We start from the raw sequence: 18181 nt of genomic DNA on the forward strand, positions 1-18181 counted from the left end.
AACCTGGGATATCTTTCTTAGGTTGTTCGCCGTCTTCGGTTGGATAACCTGGAATGTCATTGCCTTCCTTATCCTTATGACTAGTCTTAACCTTCTCATAAACGTGTTCTGTGTCACCGTTTGGAAGTTTCTTAGTCTCTACGAAGCGGTAGCCTGGAATATCTTTCTTAGGTTGTTCACCGTCTTCGGTTGGGTGGCCTGGAATCTCATTTCCTTCCTTATCCTTGTGACTAGTCTTAACCTTCTCATAAACGTGTTCTGTGTCGCCGTTTGGAAGTTTCTTAGTCTCTACGAAGCGGTAGCCTGGAATATCTTTCTTAGGTTGTTCACCGTCTTCGGTTGGGTGGCCTGGAATTTCATTGCCTTCCTTATCCTTATGACTAGTCTTAACCTTCTCATAAACGTGTTCTGTGTCGCCGTTTGGAAGTTTCTTAGTCTCTACGAAGCGGTAACCTGGAATATCTTTCTTAGGTTGTTCACCGTCTTCGGTTGGGTGGCCTGGAATTTCATTGCCTTCCTTATCCTTATGACTAGTCTTAACCTTCTCATAAACGTGTTCTGTGTCGCCGTTTGGAAGTTTCTTAGTCTCTACGAAGCGGTAGCCTGGAATATCTTTCTTAGGTTGTTCACCGTCTTCGGTTGGAACTAATGTATTCCCCTTAGTATCTACAAATGAAGTAATTGGACGGACAGTCGGAGTGTATTTTGCAGTTATTTCTGTTCCGTTCTTATCAACTCGTTTGACTGTAACTCCTGAAGCCTTCCCAACAAAGTCTTTTTCTGGTGTGAAAGTTACCACACCATTTTCATCAATGGTATAAGTTCCTTCTCCCGGAACAACTTTCTTAGTTGTCCCATCATCAAAGGTTGGTTTAACATTTTCATCAATTTCAACAGTCTTTTCTACACCGTTTACTTCAACTTTACCACCAGTAAAAGTTGGTGTACCGTTTTGTTTTTGCCCTTTAGGTCCTTCAGATTCATCGTCTGTAGAAGTTGGTTTAACAGGTATTACAGTTGGAGTATACGTTGCTGTAGCAGTTGCTGTAATATCAGTATCATCTGCATCTTTTCCTAATTTGGCAGTAAGTGAAACTGTGACAGGTGTAGCTGTACCGGTAAATGTCTTCAATGGAACAAAAGTTACTTCACCTGTTTCATTATTAATTGAGTAGGTACCCTGACCATCAATTGTTAGAGTATCAACAAATCCACCTGTTTTTGGATCTACTAACTTAGCAGGCGAAGAAGCACTCGGTTTTACTGGTGATCCATCTCCAACAGATGTAAAGGTTGGAGTTTCATTTTGAGTAGCACCTTGAATATCAGTCGAAGTCACATTATGTCCTTCAATCGTATCAGTTACTGTAATATGGTAGGTTGTTGTAGCGGTTGATGAATCAACTCCATGATCAACTCCCGACTCAGTTCCACCGATTGTTGCTTCAGTAGTATAATTTCCATTACTATCAATAACATCAATCTTAACAGTATATACTCCTACTTCATTTAAGCTATATCCACTAGCAATATTATAGTTATTTGCATCTTGTTTGGTATCAAATACTTTTTGAACTCCTGAAGGCGATGTTACTGTGATTCGAGTGATATAGGTAGTTTTTCCATATTTAGTATCTTCAGAGTCTGAGATGCTTACTGCAGCTTTTGCTTCATTACGAAGGTCAACAACTGTACCTTTTGTTGAAGTATAATCTTGTGAAGTTGCTGTTGGTTTTGTATTTACTACAGTTGCCACATCAGTATTTGTTGCAATCGTCCCTCTAATAATACCACCAAATCCTGACTTAGTATGAACTTCCCAAGAGTCATTTTCAAGCTTAGTAGCAGTCACTTCAGTTCCATCAGATGACGCCCAGGTATTTGAATGTTTATCGTAAGTGACAGTTACTGACATTCCATCTCCTACCTGATTAGTATTCCTAGAAACATAAATCGTTTCTGGACGAGTTGGCGTTTCTACACTTGTCACTTTCCCAGTGCTATCAAGCTGTCGAATGTACTCATAGATATAAAATTTCATACCACCGTCTTGCTGAGCTTCTGTGTACACTTGACGTTTAGTCCATCTTGTCGTACCATCACCATTCAGTGTTTTACTTTCAGCATAGTCGCCAGGTAACTCCCAGTGTCCGGTAGCCTTATTAAAAGTCGCAGTATGTTTTTGCCCATCCGTTCCATTTAACTCAACTTGTTCACGTAAGAAAGTTCCCTTAACATTTTCAACAGATGCTTCCACTTTAATATTGTTCACACCAACTTTGGCAGTTGCCTCTGATGTCACAGGAATATTAAATACTGTATCTGAATCAACAGTACCTAATTCTTGATTCTCAGAAACAGCTGTGTTGGTTGAACCACTGTCTACGAGCCATTTGCCATTAACTGCTTTTAGATTGGTTACAGTACCATCCGGCATTGTTATCTTAGCACTTGACGCACCTTTAGAAATTTTAACTGGTACAACCGTTGAGTAAGTTTCAACGTTTTGAACCTCAACCTTTGGTTTCACAACTAATGTTACAGTAGCATGTGCTTCTTGTCCAGATTGGTTCCAGACATTATTATTAGCCAACTTATCATAATCTTTTGCAAATACGGAGACTGTGTAAATTCCTGCTTCAGTTAATTTCCCAGAAATGATTCCTCTCCCCATATTCGTTTGATCAGCAGCTTGCTCTTCAGAAGTACTATTCGCAACACTATATTTAGTTCCTGGAATTAATACTTTGGAATCATCTAATGCTTCACCAATAGTATTATATCCCGAAACTCCTGTTACTGATTTAGAGAATCTTTGAGGTACTCTTACAACTTTGCCTTCAACCGTCGTATAGTTATAAGTTCCTCGACTATTTGCTGGTGTTGCACTTGCACCTGACTCATCATAGAATTGAATATTTACATTAGCATCGTCACCAACATTACGATCATAACGCTTAGAATCTGATTTTATTTTAGGAGGCGTACTATCTTGCCACCCGACCCAACCAGCACGAAGATTCTGAATTTGGAAAGTTACCGTACGACCATCTGTATTGGTCGCAGTAATATTAAATCGTAAATCATAAACTCCATTTTCAATATCCGCTATAACTTTTCCTTGAATTGTGTCTGTTTCTGAATCGTATGTCAATCCCGGCACAAGGTTAGTTGGAGTTACAGAAGTTAAACTCCAACCAGCTTGCTTGGCATTTTCAGAAACAGCGATACGATCTTTCAAGCCTTTAATTAGTACACGATCAATTCCTTGTTCGTAACCCAATCCATAAATTTCTGTAGCTAGGTATTCATAACCACCATTAGCAGAGTAAATCGATGTTGCAGCGTTTAAAATTCTTGACCCATCCGCACGGAGTTTGTTTCTCCAAAGAGGGGCTTCTTCTGCTAATTTTTTAGCGGCATCAGGGGTTAATGGATAGTCTACACGTCCTTTGTTGTTATGACCAGTCTTTCCACCTTGTTCTGTATGCATCCCATTTCCAGCATTTGTATCATTACCAACCCGCTGATTAGAATAGACTTCAATCTCTAGCCCTGTAGCATCAGTACCCGTAATTAATTTAATTTCTTGTACTGGAATCGTATAGGTATCCTTACCTGTGTGATTTGAAGCATTTATTTCTGAGACACGAGAGACATTTGTTCCTTCTTCAGCATAGAAATCTTGAGCAGCCAAAGCTACTCCAAAATTCCCGTCTTTTCCAACTCCTGCTTTTTTCAGATCATTGTAGACAGCAAGAATGGAATCATTTAAGCGTGATAGTTGGGTGTTAATTTGCTGTGCGGTAACGTTATCAGCTGCTAAAACTTTCTTAGCTTCCGCAATAGCTGCTTTATTGTTGACTACTGCCGCTTCGATGGCTGCTTTGCTTGCGTCTTCAACCTTATTTCTACGAACTGCTTCATCTGCAAGAACATTTGTCACTTCCGCTTCTGACGTGACCTGTTCCAAAACCTTTTTAGATTCTTCTACAGCTTTTTCTGTAGCAGTGGTCGCCACTGGTTTGACTGCTGTAGTTGTTGCTGTTTCCTCAACTTGTTTCCCAGCTTCGTCTGACTCAACTACAACCGTGATCAAAGCTTCAACTTTAGCAAGTTCTGCATCAATATCAGCCTGTTTTGCAGTTTCGTTTGCAAGAACTGCCTTTGCAGCAGTCAATACTTCATTTGCTGTAACTATCGCTGTTGCATCAGCTTTCTTTGCAGACGCAACTTTTGCTTCTAACTCAACTACTTTTTTAGTCAGAGCAGTCTTATCAGCTTTTTTAGCTTCTACTATCTTATCTTCCTTCTCTGCAGTTGCTGGTGTTGCAACTTCAGGTTTCACCGCTGTTGAAAGCGACTCCGGTTTTTCTGCTAATACTGTTGTTGGTGGTGTCACAACTTCAGATCTCACTGTTGCTAAATCTGACTCCAACTTATCAGTCGGTGCTGGTGTTGCTGGTGATTTAGTTACTGTTACCGTAGTATCAGAACCTTGTACCTCCGTAGCAGATACTGCACCATTACCTAGGAACATCAAACCGGCTGCAATTGCCACCGATGCTGCCCCAAAGCTGTACTTCCGAATACTATAACGAAGGTACTTCTCCTTTCTAAAATCCTGTTGTTTTCTCTTCAAAAGACAACCTCCTTATTTTTTTAAATGTCGATATGAAATACACAGGAAAACAGAGACTCCTGCACTCACAGAAAATCGTTTTCAAGGAATTATTTATTTCCCGTGTTGTAAAATGAAGTGCAACAGAAAAGATATGTTCGTCATTCATCACATGAAAGAGGTTCAAATGAGAACTTCAACGGGCTCCTCAGAGAGTTTCTCCCTAAAGGCAAATCTCTCAATCCGCTGACTGACGAAGAACTCGCTCAATATCTCTCAGCTATTAACGAAAGACCTAGGCGACTTCATCAGTACAAAACTTCAAAATTTCTGTTTGGGCTAGCCCAAACAGCCTAAACAATGGAATCCTAGTCTATCCATGAACTTGTTGCACTTGACTTGACAATGTGCCAATTATTTATTTCAAAAAGTGATCTAACCACTCTCAACATATGTATTATAACATTTTTAAACTTTTATTCAACTGCTGTTGTAAGATGAAGTATAACACAAAAGTCATATTCTTCTGATATATAAGAATTCTCCAATTCAGTATAAAAGTAGATGAACATACCCACTAATCATTCCAACGAAAAATCAAACTATTCTTAATTATCAGACTCTGAATGTGGTAAAATGAGCGCTATCTCAAGATGGGTGAGAAATCTACAGAGATTGCTCGTCTTATTAGGTAGACATCACTCACGATTACTCATGAAATCAACGGAAAAAAACAGTTTTTCTGCGTTTTTATGGCATACTCAAAATATAGGCTGTTGTATAGCTAACAGTTTTAACACATTTTTCTGACATACTATAAATTTCAAAGAAGTAAAAGAATGTCAATTAAAAATCATTTACAAAGAGAATTCAAAGGTTCAAATTTTGAAATTTGTGAAACACTAATAACAGATACCTACTTCACTAGCTTTTTAGATTACGTGAGTTTACCTGAATCAATCTCTAAATTAATTGAAGAAGGCTATGCTGATAAAAGAAATCAGTTAGATGAATACATTGATTTTGCACTTCATCATAATTTAATTACTATGCAAAATAATATTATCCAAGCTACCGATCTTGGTTTAGCCTAGGTGTGGTGGGCATATGCACCAGTTGAAGGCGATGATTGGATTTAGATAAGAGAGCACTATATTTTCTGCATAAGATAAAACTAACAAAGGAATTATATAGTCTATTTTGTTGTAGAAAAAAATCCCCGCCAAGATCTAACTTGGCGGGGATTTGGTGGGGAATAACTCCCCTATTTAAGATTTAAATCACCTTAAGCAATTCTTAACCTTAATATACTAGGCTTTCGCATTCAATTTGCGTTACTCTATTATTTAAGAGTAACTGAAGCTCCTGCTTCTTCCAATTTAGCTTTGATTTCTTCAGCTTCTGCAGTTGCAACGCCTTCTTTGATAATACCAGGCGCACCATCAACAAGTTCTTTAGCTTCTTTAAGACCAAGACCAGTGATTTCACGTACAACTTTGATAACGCCAACTTTTTTGTCACCAGCAGCTGTCAATTCAACGTCAAATGAATCTTTAGCAGCACCAGCGTCAGCAGCACCAGCAGCAGCTACAGCTACAGGAGCAGCTGCAGTTACACCAAATTCTTCTTCGATAGCTTTTACAAGGTCGTTCAATTCAAGGATTGAAGCTTCTTTAATTTCAGCAATAATGTTTTCAATGTTCAATGCCATTGTTATTTCCTCCAAATAAGTTTTTTAATTTTAAATATTTTTTCGTAGCTAGGCTACGCTGCGTAGCTTAAAATTAAGCTGCGTCTTCTTTGTTGTCTGCGACTGCTTTGACAGCAAGTGCAACGTTGCGCACTGGCGCTTGAAGTACAGAAAGGAGCATAGAAAGAAGTCCTTCGCGGTTTGGAAGAGTTGCAAGTGCAAGAATCTCTTCTTTTGATGCGACAGCGCCTTCGATTGCACCACCTTTGATTTCAAGTGCATCAGCGTTTTTAGCAAAATCGTTCAAGATTTTCGCTGGTGCGATAACATCTTCGTTAGAAAATGCTACTGCAGATGGTCCAACAAAAACTGATGCAAGATCTTCAAGACCAGCTTTTTCAGCTGCACGACGTAAAATTGAGTTTTTGATAACTTTATACTCAACTTCGCTTCCACGAAGCTCACGACGAAGAACTGTATCTTGCTCAACTGTCAAACCACGAGCGTCAACAACGACGATTGATGCAGCAGCTTTCATTTTCTCAGCTACTACGTCAACTAGTTCCGCTTTTTTAGCAATAATTGCTTCACTCATTAGTGTGTTCACCTCCGTAATTATTTTGCTTGGGGAATTTTTCCAAAAGAAAAACGCGCCCAAACCTAGACACGAAAGTACAATACGCTTCTTTTTACATGATACGTTTTGTCCTCGGTAGGATCTTTATGAGTCTAGCTCCCCTACTGTCTTAGGCAGTTTTTTCAAACCATTGATAATCATATCATAGATAAAAAAAGATTGCAAGACTTTTGTGCAATCTTTTTAAAATATTTTTTCAATCAAACCTCTTATTTATCAAGATAAGGAGACAAGTCCTGCAGGGAGCGCTCAGCAATCTTCTCATAGCGCTCTTTCTTATCACGGATCCGAGGACCTTCAAGCTCTTTGATAATGCCAAAATTGACATTCATGGGTTGGAAATGCTTGCTGTCAGCATGGGTAACATAATGAGGCAGACTTCCAATAGCAGTCGTTTCTGGAAAAACAAGTGCTTCTTCTCCATTGAAGAGTCGAGCGGCATTGATACCAGCAACCAAACCAGAAGCTGCTGACTCAACATAGCCTTCGACACCCGTCATTTGTCCTGCAAAGAAAAGATTGGGCTGTTTCTTAGAGCGGAAAGTCTGTTCCAGCAGATTTGGAGAGTCCATATAGGAGTTACGGTGCATGACACCATAGCGGACAAATTCTGCATTTTCAAGGCCAGGAATCATTTGAAAGACTCGCTTTTGCTCGCCCCACTTTAGATGAGTTTGGAAGCCGACTATGTTGTAAAGGCTGCCTGCAGCATTATCCTGTCGAAGCTGCACCACAGCGTATGGTGTCTTAAAATCTCCGTCACGAGGTCCTTGGTAGTCATCTGGATATTCTAAACCAACTGGCTTCATCGGTCCATAAAGCATGGTTTTAATGCCCCGCTTAGCCATAACTTCAATTGGCATACATCCTTCAAAGTATTTTTCTTTTTCAAAGGAATTAAGCGGTGCTTCCTCAGCGTTAACCAAAGCATCATGGAAATCCATAAACTCTTGCTTGGTCATGGGAGCGTTGAGGTAGGCTGCTTCGCCCTTATCATAGCGGGATTTGAGATAGACCTTGGTCATATCGATGGTATTAACGTCGATGATCGGCGCTGCCGCGTCGTAGAAATAAAAACCATCGCCTCCATTGAGCGCGTGAATTTTTTCGGCCAAAGCATCGCTGGTCAAGGGTCCTGTCGCAATGACTGTGATGGCATCCTCCGGAATTTCAGTGATTTCTTCACGAATGACCTCGATCAGGGGATGATTGGTCACCAACTCCGTTACCATCTGAGAAAAACCTTCTCTATCAACCGCTAGAGCACCACCTGCTGGTACCCGAGTCGCCTCTGCTGACTTTAAAATGACCGAGTCCAACCGTCGCATTTCTTCTTTTAGTAGGCCAACTGCATTGGTCAGTGCATCTCCTCGCAGAGAGTTGGAGCAGACCAGTTCTGCAAAGTCGGTAGTTTTGTGTTGAGGCGTTGACTTAACACCCCGCATTTCATAGAGTTTGACTGGGATTCCACGCTTGGCAATCTGGTAAGCCGCTTCACTACCAGCCAGACCAGCACCGATAACATTGATATAAGATTGAGACACGACACTAATACCTCTTTGGGTGGAACCTAAGTCCATATCAAAACAATCCACTGAACTGTTTGCACCCACAAATCTTTCTAAATTAATACTTGGTCCATTATAACAAAAAGCCAGCAAAAAAGACAGACAGGAGAATTCCTGTCTGTTCATCATTATGTCATTCTTTCCAAATAAGCAATCTTAGCAAAATCCTTATGATTGTTATTATCATTTCGGTAAGAATCTTGGGAAGAAGCGCGGTAGATAGCTAAAAATTGCTCTGCAGTTGGAAGCAGAAACTTGACCCCTTCTACTTCTTTTCTAGTCAGCTTCTCTAGCGGCACACCTGAAAATGCCTCCAAGGTTTCCATGGCTCCAAATTCAATAGACAGATCTTCTTTTTGAAATTCATGCTCGTGTAGATCGACTAAACGATAGCCTAAGCTCTCCATCATGGGCTCAATCTTGTCCATATCATAAATCCGCTCTTCATCTGGCGCTTCCCAGCCGCGCTCATCACCATGAACATGGATATCAATATCCCGCGCCTGCCAGTCCTGACCAGTAACTTGCTCCAGCCCCAAAGAGCCCATTAGCAATGGAACAATTCCTATCTTGTTCAGTTGAGATGCAATCTTTAGAAATGCTGCAAATTTATTGTTCATACTATTTTCTTTCAAAACTTTACTTTATACCAATCCAGGCTGCAAGCAAGGCTGACAAAATACTGACCAAGGATCCAATCAAGTAATACTCTGCAAATGCTGGACTTTCTGATATTTTGTTATAGCGGGCAATGGATTTAGCTGTAAACACTAAACCAATCGAAGCAAACTGTCCATAAAGAAGACAAGCTCCGATAACCAAACGCTCTAAGAAACCAATCATGGCTCCTGCCCCATCTATCGTATCTAACTCCAGACTCGTTTCAGGTTGAAATTTACCAAATAAAATTCTAAAAGCAATATTGGTTGGCTTTCCTACCAATAAGACAAACAAAACGGCTTTTAAGAAAGTTAATGGAAGGAAACTTGGCAAAAACTCAGTATTCATATTAGAGAGTCCGTAGATAATAGCCAAATGAAGGAGTTGATCAAGCACGAAAATGATAGACTTTTTTAACTTGAGTATCCTTTGTAGGATTGGTTTGAAATAATCAATAAGAGCATGGCTTAAGAAAACAATGAAAGTCTTCCACCACAAACTTGGTATTATAATAGTTAAAACAAATAAAGGTAGCCCTACAAGTAAAATATGAAATGCAAGGACTCGAATGTTTTTGTCCTTTTTGTCAGCCATTTTTTGACTTTGAAAGTAATAATCTGATAACAAATGACAAATCAACAAAAGTACGAAAAGGTGATATGAATCCATACTAGAAAATCCGTTCATTCTGACCTCCTTCTGTAACATCAATGGCTTGGATAGCTGCAAGTGCAGCTGCTCTACTTCGAAGATAGACTCTGATGCTACTACTTTTTAGGCGTTTGGAAAGAGCACTGGGATTTAATGAAAGAGCCTGAGCCAGCTCTTGCTGACTAAAATCCTCACTATAGATGGATAGTTTGAGTAAGCCTCTTAAAAGTTCTTCCTGACTTTCTCGCCAGTCTGATTTGATTGCCTCTCCTGCAGCTAATAAAGCATTTATTTGAAAATCTTCTTCCTTTTTTCCACTAGAAAAATACAACTGAGTATTTCCATAATCATTCTTTTGATGAACTAAATTAATGGCTGCTCGCGCATTCCAATAGGCAGGACCATCAGCACCAATACTTTGTAAAGGGTCAATGTCAGTCACTATTTTCCCCAAACCAATCCCAAAGCGTAGCTGAGCAGGCTTCAACTCTTGACGTAGACAGTCAATAATTTGAAAAATTGGTGCATCTAAAGTAAACAGAGCCTGAAATTCATCTCCAAGAGTCAAAGTTAATCGCGAAGCTAAATAAGTTTCAAAGCGATTGTTCATATGAAAGAGAACTGCTTCCAACCTCTTTTGTAAGTCTGATCTCTCTTTAAATAGTTTTGAGTCAATGACGTCTGCAATTAAGGCTATATACACTTCACCACCTCCTTTTGTCTATTATAACAGACAAAACAAAAAATGTCCATTTTAACAGACATTTTTTGTTTTTGCCGTTAAAATGGACTAAATTGATTGCTAAAAAAGACTTATTTGACCTTTTCTTCTTCATAATCACCATTGCTACAAACTACCTGCTTACCGCCACCACGGACTTTCTTTTCAACCAGATAGTGGTCACATTTTGGACAGTTTCGACCGACCGGCTTATCCCAAGATGTAAAGTCACAGTCTGGATAACGATCACAGCCGTAGAAAATACGATTTCGCTTAGTTTTTCGTTCAATAACATGGCCTTTTTGGCACTGCGGGCAAGTCACGCCGATTTCCTTGACAATAGCCTGAGTATGACGACAATCCGGGAAATTACTGCAGGCATAAAATTTCCCAAATCTACCCAATTTGATGACCATCGGACTGCCACAAACCTCGCAGTCGAAACCAGCTGGCTCATCCTTGATTTGGATTTTTTCCATTTCAGACTCAGCTTTGGCTACTTCTTTTTCGAAAGGTCGGTAAAACTCGTCAATAACCTTCTGCCATTGCTCTTTTCCGACTTCTACATCGTCCAGTTTTGCTTCCATCTCAGCAGTAAATTTCACATTTACGATACCTGGGAAAAATTCAACAATCAGCGAATTAACGATTTCACCAAGTTCTGTTGGTTCAAAACGCTTAGAAACCAGCTTAACATAATAACGTTTCTGAATAGTCTCAATGGTCGGTGCATAAGTAGACGGCCGGCCAACTCCATTTTCTTCTAAAGTCTTGATAAGAGTCGCTTCAGAATAGCGAGCAGGTGGCTGAGTAAAGTGCTGTTCTGGATTAGTATTGACACGTTTGACGCTATCACCCTTTTCCATATCTGGAAGCATCTTATTTTTATCAGAGTCATTATAAATAGCTAGATAACCATCAAACTTGACCTGACTTCCATTGGCCGTAAATTGAACACCATTTTGCTCTATTTTAACATTCATAGTATCAAAGACTGCAGCTGTCATTTGACTGGCTACAAAGCGGTTCCAGATCAGTGTATAGAGCTTAAGCTGATCTTTATCCAAGTATTTCGCAATGCTTTCTGGTGTATTAAAGACACTAGAAGGTCGGATAGCTTCGTGGGCATCTTGAGCTCCGGAAGCATTTTTAATCTTACTGCCGTGTTTTGAATACTTAGCTCCAAAACGATCGGTAATGTAATTAGCAGCTTCATTTTGCGCAACAGGACTAATACGAGTTGAATCCGTACGCATATAAGTAATAAGACCTTGAACGCCAGAACCGATATTGATACCTTCATAGAGTTGCTGAGCCACCATCATAGTCTTACGAGTCCGGAAATTGATCTTATTAGCCGCATCCTGTTGCATAGAAGAAGTCGTATACGGCAAGGGAGCATTACGGCGACGTTCTTTTCTTTCGACACTTTCAACCTTAAAGTCATCTCCCTTAAGATGTGAAAGAACTTCTTTCACTTCATCGTTATTGGTCAGTTTCATTTTTTTGCCATTTAAGCCATAAAAACTAGCTTGAAATTGTCGACTGCCCTTTTTAAAGGTAGAGTCAATAGTCCAATACTCTTCAGGCTTGAAAGCATTTATTTCATTTTCCCGGTCAATAATTAACTTGAGAGCAACAGACTGAACCCGACCAGCTGACAGACCTTTCTTGACTTTTTTCCATAGAATAGGAGAAATAGAATAACCAACTAAACGGTCTAAAACACGACGAGCTTGTTGGGCATCGACCAAATCCATATTAATCTGACGAGGCTCTTTGAAAGCATTCTTGACTGCGTCTTTAGTAATTTCGTTAAAAACTACACGATTCTTTTCTTTTTCATCCAAGTTAAGAATGTGTGCCAAATGCCATGAAATAGCCTCTCCTTCTCGGTCTGGGTCACTTGCCAGAAAGACTTGTTTAGCTTTTTTTGCTTCTTTCCTTAAATCATTGATGAGCGGTCCCTTGCCTCGGATATTGATATATTGTGGTTCATAATTATTTTCAAAATCAATGGACATTGTTGACTTTTTCAAATCACGAATATGCCCAACACTGGCTAAAACTTTATAGTTCCTTCCCAGGTATTTTTCTATTGTTTTTGCCTTGGCAGGCGACTCCACGATAACCAGATTTTTCTTGGTTGTGGACTTTTTACTTGTTTTTGTTACCAATTTATACACCTTCTATCAGAATAAATCTCATAGAGTGTAAACTATTTTTCTAGGCTTGTCAACTGTTAAATTCTCCTATAGGAAAACTTGTTTTAAAAATCAAACTCAGACAGGACATCAGAGCCTGACATAATGCACTTAGCGCCTTCTTGAATCAAATGATGGCAGCCATCAGATTTTCCATCTAGAATTGATCCAGGGATAGCAAATACATCTCTTCCTTCTTCCATCGCTCGCTCACAAGTTATCAAGCTTCCAGATCTCATCTTAGCTTCAGCAACAATGACGCCCCTGCACAAACCTGCAATAATTCGATTTCGCTCAGGAAAATGAAACTTCAAAGGCTGTTCACCGGGACCGTATTCTGATAAAACCAGATGATTTTTGCCAATATAGGACTGAAGTTTTTTATTGGCTTTAGGATAAAAAACATCTAATCCAGTTCCAATAACAGCTATAGTCCTTCCGCCATTCTGTAAAGCTGCCATATGAGCAGCCGTATCAATCCCACGCGCTAACCCGCTCACAATGATTAATTCATTATTCAGTTCTTTAATAATTTTTTGAACGGACTGATTTCCAAGCTTACTACTATCACGACTTCCGACTACTGCTACTTTTGGCAATTCAAGCAGATCAATATTTCCCTGATAAAACAAAAGAGCAGGTGGGTTATATATCTCACTCAAATCCCATGGATAAATTTCATCCAAGATAGAAAAAGAGGGAAATTCCTCAAAGGATTTCTTTAAGAAATCGTCGTCAATTTGCTTATATCGTTCCATAAACAGGGCAGGATTACGGCACTCTGAAACCACCGCTATATCACGCAAAGAAAGCTCCTTTTCCTTGTTTTCAGCATATCTCAAGACATTAAGAACTTGTCCATTAGTCAGTCCAGCATGTTTCATTTTATAAATATCATAGTTTTTCATTTTTTCACCTCACTATTATATTCGCAAAAAACAACAAAAAAAGACTGTTTTACAGTCTTTTTTATATCCTGACTAATTTCTCTAAAAAACATCTGTTCGCATTTAAAGTAAATAGGTGGATGTTAATTAGCTCAGGGCTTTATTTGACTTAGTTTTAGGGATTTCTTTGATAATCCGAGCTGGATTTCCAGCTAAAACAACATTGTCTCCAAAAGACTTGGTCACAACTGATCCTGCTCCTACTACCACATTATCTCCCAGTGTCACACCAGGCAGAATAGTCACACCGCCTCCAGCCCAGAAATTATCACCAATGGTAATGGGAGCTCCATACTCAATACCAGAATTTCTTTCAACAGGATCCAATGGGTGTAATGGCGTTAGCAATTGACAATTGGGACCAAACATAGCATTATCTCCGATGCGAATCGGGCAAACGTCCAACATAGTCAGATTCCAGTTAGAATAAAAATTCTCCCCTAGATGAATATTGATTCCATAATCACAGACCAAATCGGGCTTCATAGCAAGATTCTCCCCTGTGCTGCCAAACCATTCTTTGATAATAGCCGTGCGCTTGACACTGTCTTGTTCTTGGTTAAAACGATATTGAAATTCCTTTGATATAGCCGCTAACTGCCTTAATTCCTGATCTTGAGGACGGTAAGGTTCGCCAGCAATCATTTTTTCATATTCTGTCTTCATGATAATTTCCTTTTCATACGAGATAAGTGGATGATTAAATAGAGCTGTTCATCTTCTGATGTGGTGTAATTTCGAGTTTTTTCAAGATGGTCAACGATTTTTTGAGCTGTTTCAAAAGCACAAGGGTATTTAGACTTCATCAGTATAAACATCTCGTTGTCTTCTAAGTCTCTATATCCAGAGCCTGTCAAAACTCGCTCGCAAAAAAATTTCAGATGAGTCACAAAGCGTTGTACATAAATATCTTCCTTATCCAGAGAAATCTCTAAACTGTACTTGACAATGGTCATGATTTCTTCCATCAACATGGTCAAATCTCTTGCAGCTGCACCATTCTCTAATTCTGCATTCACAATTGTTAAGGCCATAAAACCGGCCTCATCATCTGGTAAGTCTTTACCAAAATATTGACTTAGAAGCTGATTTGCATATTTTCCAACTTCAAATTCCTCCGGAAAAAATCGCTTGATATCCCACATAAGAAAATTTTTCAAATAGATGTCATCCTTCTCTCGCAAAACGACTCCATGCATGTGGTCAGCCATTGCTATAAAAGCATGATGATTTAACTTCTTAGAAATCTTTTTATGGGCAAATGCAATAACTTCACCAGCCATTTCTATAATTTCAGGATCAATTTCGTTAATCAACTGCTTCCTGTCTGCTGACAAAATAAATTTTTTCTCAATCAGATCAAGCGAGATCTCCTGTCCCACTTTTCTACCAAAAGCCAGCCCTCTTCCCATGAGCACAATTTCTTCTTGGTTTTCTTCAGAAATAACGACATTATTGTTTAAAATTTTAATAATCTGCATTTCCAACCTCTTCATGACTAGTCAAGCATAGACTTAACAGGTTCAAATGTCTTCCGGTGAATTGGGCTCACCCCACAATGTTCTAGGCCCTCCAAGTGACTCTTTGTTCCGTAGCCAGCATTTTGCGCAAAGGCATAACCAGGAAATTCTTTATCGTAGTCTGCCATCAGCCGATCACGAGTGACCTTAGCTACGATACTAGCTGCTGCAATAGATAGTGAATTAGCATCGCCCTTGATGATGGAATCTTGCGGGATATCAACATCCAGTTTCATGGCATCAATCAGCAGATAATCGGGCTTGAGAAAAAGCTTAGACAAAGCCTCTTTCATAGCAAGCTTGGTCGCTTCGTAGATATTGACTTGGTCAATAATATCATTGTCAATCTGGCCAACACCTACTGCCAAGGCCTTATCCATAACTGCTTGATAGATTTCTTGATGCTTTTTCTTGGGAATCTTCTTACTGTCGTTGAGTCCCTTAATTTTACATTCTGGTGGTAAGATGACAGCCGCAGCGACAACTGGACCAGCTAGAGGACCACGGCCAACTTCATCAATTCCAGCAATAGCTTGGTAGCCAGATTGATAGAGCTCTTTTTCATACCGTAACATCTGCTCCAGACGCATTTCCTCGTCTAACTCTGCTTGAATAGCCTTTTTACGCTTTTCAACAGCCTTTTGAACTCCACTACGCTGATCATTAGCTGCTTCTGCAAGAAAAGGATCAGCCAAATCAGTCACTAACCCTAAACGTTGCTGGATTTCTTTAATCGTTGCCATCTAATTCTCCAACAATATCCAAGCAGTAACGGCCCAGCTTACCATCACGAACATCTTTAACAAAAAGACTATAAAACCGATCGTAGTCATCACGGAAACCAAGTTTTTGGGTCATATCCATAATTATCTCTGGCGCTTCTTGACTTAGATCTAACTGTTTATAGCGACCTACTAGCTCTTCAGGATAATGCTCCTTAAAATAATTGAGTCCAAAAATCGTCACCTCATCCATAGGCAGTAGATTATCCTTGATAGCACCAGTCAGGGCAAGCTTAAGAGCAACCATCTCGTCTTCAAACTTAGGCCAAAGAATACCTGGTGTATCCAAGATTTCCAAATCTTTATTTGACTTGAGCCATTGCTGACCTTTTGTCACACCGGGCTTATTCCCTACAACAGCAATTTTCTTTCCTGCCAAGCGATTCATCAGGGTTGATTTGCCTGCATTTGGGATACCGATTATCATGGTACGCAGGGTTTCGATGCGAATTCCTCTCTCCTTCTGACGAGCCAATTTGCCAGCCATCAGTTTCTTAGCAGCGTCAGTGACCTTTTTAACGGCAGATTGCTCTTTAGAATTAAGAGCCAAAGTAGGAATCCCTTGACCTTCAAAATAAGTCTGCCACTCCTTGAGACGGACAGGATCAGCTAAATCCGCTTTATTTAAAACCAAAAGCTTGGGCTTTTCTCCTACAATTTTAGTTAGCATGGGATTTTGACTAGATAAAGGGAGACGGGCATCAACCAAGACAGTCACAAAATCAACAAATTTAATACTTTCTTGAACCTGTCTCCGGGCTTTGGACATATGCCCAGGAAACCATTGAATCGTTGCCATATTTTTTCCTTTCAGAATAATTTCATCATTATCTATTTTAACATATTTCAAAATTTTAAGAGGCAAGATTAAAAATTCTCAGTGAAACAAAAAAGCCCCAATGGGCTTTATCATTTATCTAACTTGTTCAAAGTGAAGGTGCACTGCAATATGATCTCCATAACCACTACGCTCTAAGTCTCGTTGCAAGCGATAAGAAATATAATGCTCAGCAATAGTAATGTAGCCTGCTCCCAAGAGACGGCTTTCAACCATAGACTGAATCATACTGATAGTTGCTCGTTCAACTTTAGCTTCTTGCAAATCCAAAACTACTTTTTTTGTAACTTGTGCTAAATTCTGGCGAAGATCATCAGTCAAAACATATACTGTCTGAGCCGCTTTTAAAACAGCTTGATAGATTTTATCCGGATCAAAATCTACAACTTCACCACTGCGTTTAATTACTTGCATAATAAACTCCTTTATTTATCTATTTCTAATATAATGTGAGTCACTAACATGACTTCTGCCAATCTAGTTATTTACAGCCTACTCAAAAAGAAAACCCAAAGCTTGACTGCACCCTAATATTATATAATTTTTTCCAATATTTTTCAAAGGTAGCTTTCTTTTTTAGACTTTAAAAAGCGAAAAAGAAAGGAAAGCACTTGGCAATCCTTTCTTAAATGCTCTTCATAAACTATCAGATACTGAATTCACTTTTCAGTTTAAATAAATACGACTAAATAGAAAGCCAAACATTATATATCGGATTTCTCTAATGCTATGTCCTGTCTTTTATAACGATAGTGCATTTTCCAGTGATTTTCAGATACTTCTTCTAATTCCAGAGTCTTGTTAATCTTATTAAAAGGTAATTTCTCTTCCTCGACTTTCCTTAGAAACTCAACTAATAAGTCACCCCCAGCGTTTAGAGAGATCAAACTATCATCCTCACTATCGTATTGAAGTAAAACTTTCTTCGTTGGTTTGTGAACGACATTATAAAGATTAAAAGCCCTTTTAATGTCAAAATTCTTCTCTTTATCTGCTATCATTGACACAGTATGTAACTCTAACCGACCAATTTTAAAAGCTCCAAAAAGACTGACAACAATCCCTAATCCAGCAAGTGTTTCCCAGATGAGAGAGAAAAGTTTTAAATCCCAATCTGTTATAACATTAAGAAGTAGATAAAAAGCCCCTAAACCAAACCCTAACAAAATTAAACCTGCGCCATAAAAACTGGCCTTATCACCAGTTCGAATAATTGGCTTGTCGTAAACTCTCTTCCCCTCAAGTTTTTCCAGACTGCGCTTTGCCTTATACTCCTCAATTCGTTGACTATACTTTTCTGTCATATTATGAAATTACACCTCACTTATTTATATCAACTCTA

The 18181-nt window shown here is 39.2% G+C and carries 16 protein-coding genes, 1 pseudogene and 1 other annotated feature; of the genes and pseudogenes, 2 read left to right on the top strand and 15 right to left on the bottom strand.

Annotated features, from left to right (window positions below; all coding sequences use genetic code 11):
* On the bottom strand, positions 1–4642 hold a 4642-nt coding region (locus PCY06_RS01470), incomplete at its 3' end, for a YSIRK-type signal peptide-containing protein (protein WP_301386951.1).
* A 141-nt stretch (positions 4643–4783) separates the two neighbouring features.
* Here PCY06_RS01470 and PCY06_RS01475 point away from each other — a divergent pair.
* Positions 4784–4978: pseudogene (locus PCY06_RS01475) on the top strand (IS30 family transposase); the annotation flags it as partial.
* A 482-nt stretch (positions 4979–5460) separates the two neighbouring features.
* The gene (locus tag PCY06_RS01480; protein WP_002933831.1) at positions 5461–5715 is read left to right on the top strand and encodes a hypothetical protein; all 255 of its coding nucleotides are present in this window, start codon (positions 5461–5463) and stop codon (positions 5713–5715) included.
* A 248-nt stretch (positions 5716–5963) separates the two neighbouring features.
* Here the strand turns inward: PCY06_RS01480 and rplL are convergent, their stop codons facing one another.
* From rplL to PCY06_RS01550, 14 genes are all read right to left on the bottom strand, one after another.
* Positions 5964–6332: a 50S ribosomal protein L7/L12 gene (gene rplL, locus PCY06_RS01485; protein WP_008808621.1), complete on the bottom strand. Its 369-nt coding sequence runs from the start codon at positions 6330–6332 to the stop codon at positions 5964–5966.
* Between the two features lie 73 nt (positions 6333–6405).
* Entirely contained in the window at positions 6406–6906 is a 501-nt protein-coding gene (gene rplJ / locus PCY06_RS01490; RefSeq protein WP_012000594.1) for a 50S ribosomal protein L10, read from the bottom strand.
* Positions 6907–6944: 38 nt separating this feature from the next.
* Positions 6945–7080 (bottom strand) — a sequence feature (ribosomal protein L10 leader region).
* 77 nt (positions 7081–7157) lie between these two features.
* The gene (gene trmFO / locus PCY06_RS01495) at positions 7158–8492 is read right to left on the bottom strand and encodes a methylenetetrahydrofolate--tRNA-(uracil(54)-C(5))-methyltransferase (FADH(2)-oxidizing) TrmFO (RefSeq protein WP_061598855.1); all 1335 of its coding nucleotides are present in this window, start codon (positions 8490–8492) and stop codon (positions 7158–7160) included.
* A 152-nt stretch (positions 8493–8644) separates the two neighbouring features.
* Complete coding sequence (locus tag PCY06_RS01500; protein ID WP_061598776.1) at positions 8645–9136, bottom strand: hypothetical protein; 492 nt, start codon at positions 9134–9136, stop codon at positions 8645–8647.
* A gap of 19 nt (positions 9137–9155) precedes the next feature.
* The gene (locus PCY06_RS01505) at positions 9156–9863 is read right to left on the bottom strand and encodes a DUF3307 domain-containing protein (protein WP_060971043.1); all 708 of its coding nucleotides are present in this window, start codon (positions 9861–9863) and stop codon (positions 9156–9158) included.
* Entirely contained in the window at positions 9847–10530 is a 684-nt protein-coding gene (locus tag PCY06_RS01510; protein ID WP_060971042.1) for a SatD family protein, read from the bottom strand. The genes PCY06_RS01505 and PCY06_RS01510 overlap by 17 nt, the downstream gene beginning before the upstream one ends.
* A gap of 110 nt (positions 10531–10640) precedes the next feature.
* Positions 10641–12734, bottom strand: coding sequence for a type I DNA topoisomerase (gene topA, locus PCY06_RS01515; protein WP_105165140.1), 2094 nt, complete (start codon positions 12732–12734; stop codon positions 10641–10643).
* 83 nt (positions 12735–12817) lie between these two features.
* A complete protein-coding gene (gene dprA, locus PCY06_RS01520) occupies positions 12818–13660 on the bottom strand; it encodes a DNA-processing protein DprA (protein WP_048780056.1) in 843 nt (280 codons plus the stop codon).
* Positions 13661–13786: 126 nt separating this feature from the next.
* Positions 13787–14365, bottom strand: a complete 579-nt coding sequence (locus tag PCY06_RS01525) for a sugar O-acetyltransferase (protein WP_082307629.1) — start codon at positions 14363–14365, stop codon at positions 13787–13789.
* Positions 14362–15180: a PRD domain-containing protein gene (locus tag PCY06_RS01530; RefSeq protein WP_082307628.1), complete on the bottom strand. Its 819-nt coding sequence runs from the start codon at positions 15178–15180 to the stop codon at positions 14362–14364. Before PCY06_RS01530 ends, PCY06_RS01525 begins: the two co-directional genes overlap by 4 nt.
* A 17-nt stretch (positions 15181–15197) precedes the next feature.
* Positions 15198–15962 (bottom strand): ribonuclease HII, encoded by a 765-nt coding sequence (locus PCY06_RS01535; RefSeq protein ID WP_082307627.1) that lies wholly within the window; start codon positions 15960–15962, stop codon positions 15198–15200.
* Positions 15949–16800 (bottom strand): ribosome biogenesis GTPase YlqF, encoded by an 852-nt coding sequence (gene ylqF, locus PCY06_RS01540; RefSeq protein WP_082307626.1) that lies wholly within the window; start codon positions 16798–16800, stop codon positions 15949–15951. The genes PCY06_RS01535 and ylqF overlap by 14 nt, the downstream gene beginning before the upstream one ends.
* A 114-nt stretch (positions 16801–16914) precedes the next feature.
* Positions 16915–17253 carry an ATP cone domain-containing protein gene (locus PCY06_RS01545; protein ID WP_008808609.1) on the bottom strand — a complete coding sequence of 113 codons (339 nt, stop codon included), beginning with the start codon at positions 17251–17253 and terminating at the stop codon, positions 16915–16917.
* Between the two features lie 290 nt (positions 17254–17543).
* A complete protein-coding gene (locus tag PCY06_RS01550) occupies positions 17544–18143 on the bottom strand; it encodes a hypothetical protein (RefSeq protein ID WP_060971010.1) in 600 nt (199 codons plus the stop codon).
* Between the last annotated feature and the right edge of the window lie 38 nt (positions 18144–18181).

The organism is Streptococcus sp. SG1 (assembly GCF_030439935.1).
Classification (GTDB): Bacteria; Bacillota; Bacilli; order Lactobacillales; family Streptococcaceae; genus Streptococcus; species Streptococcus gordonii.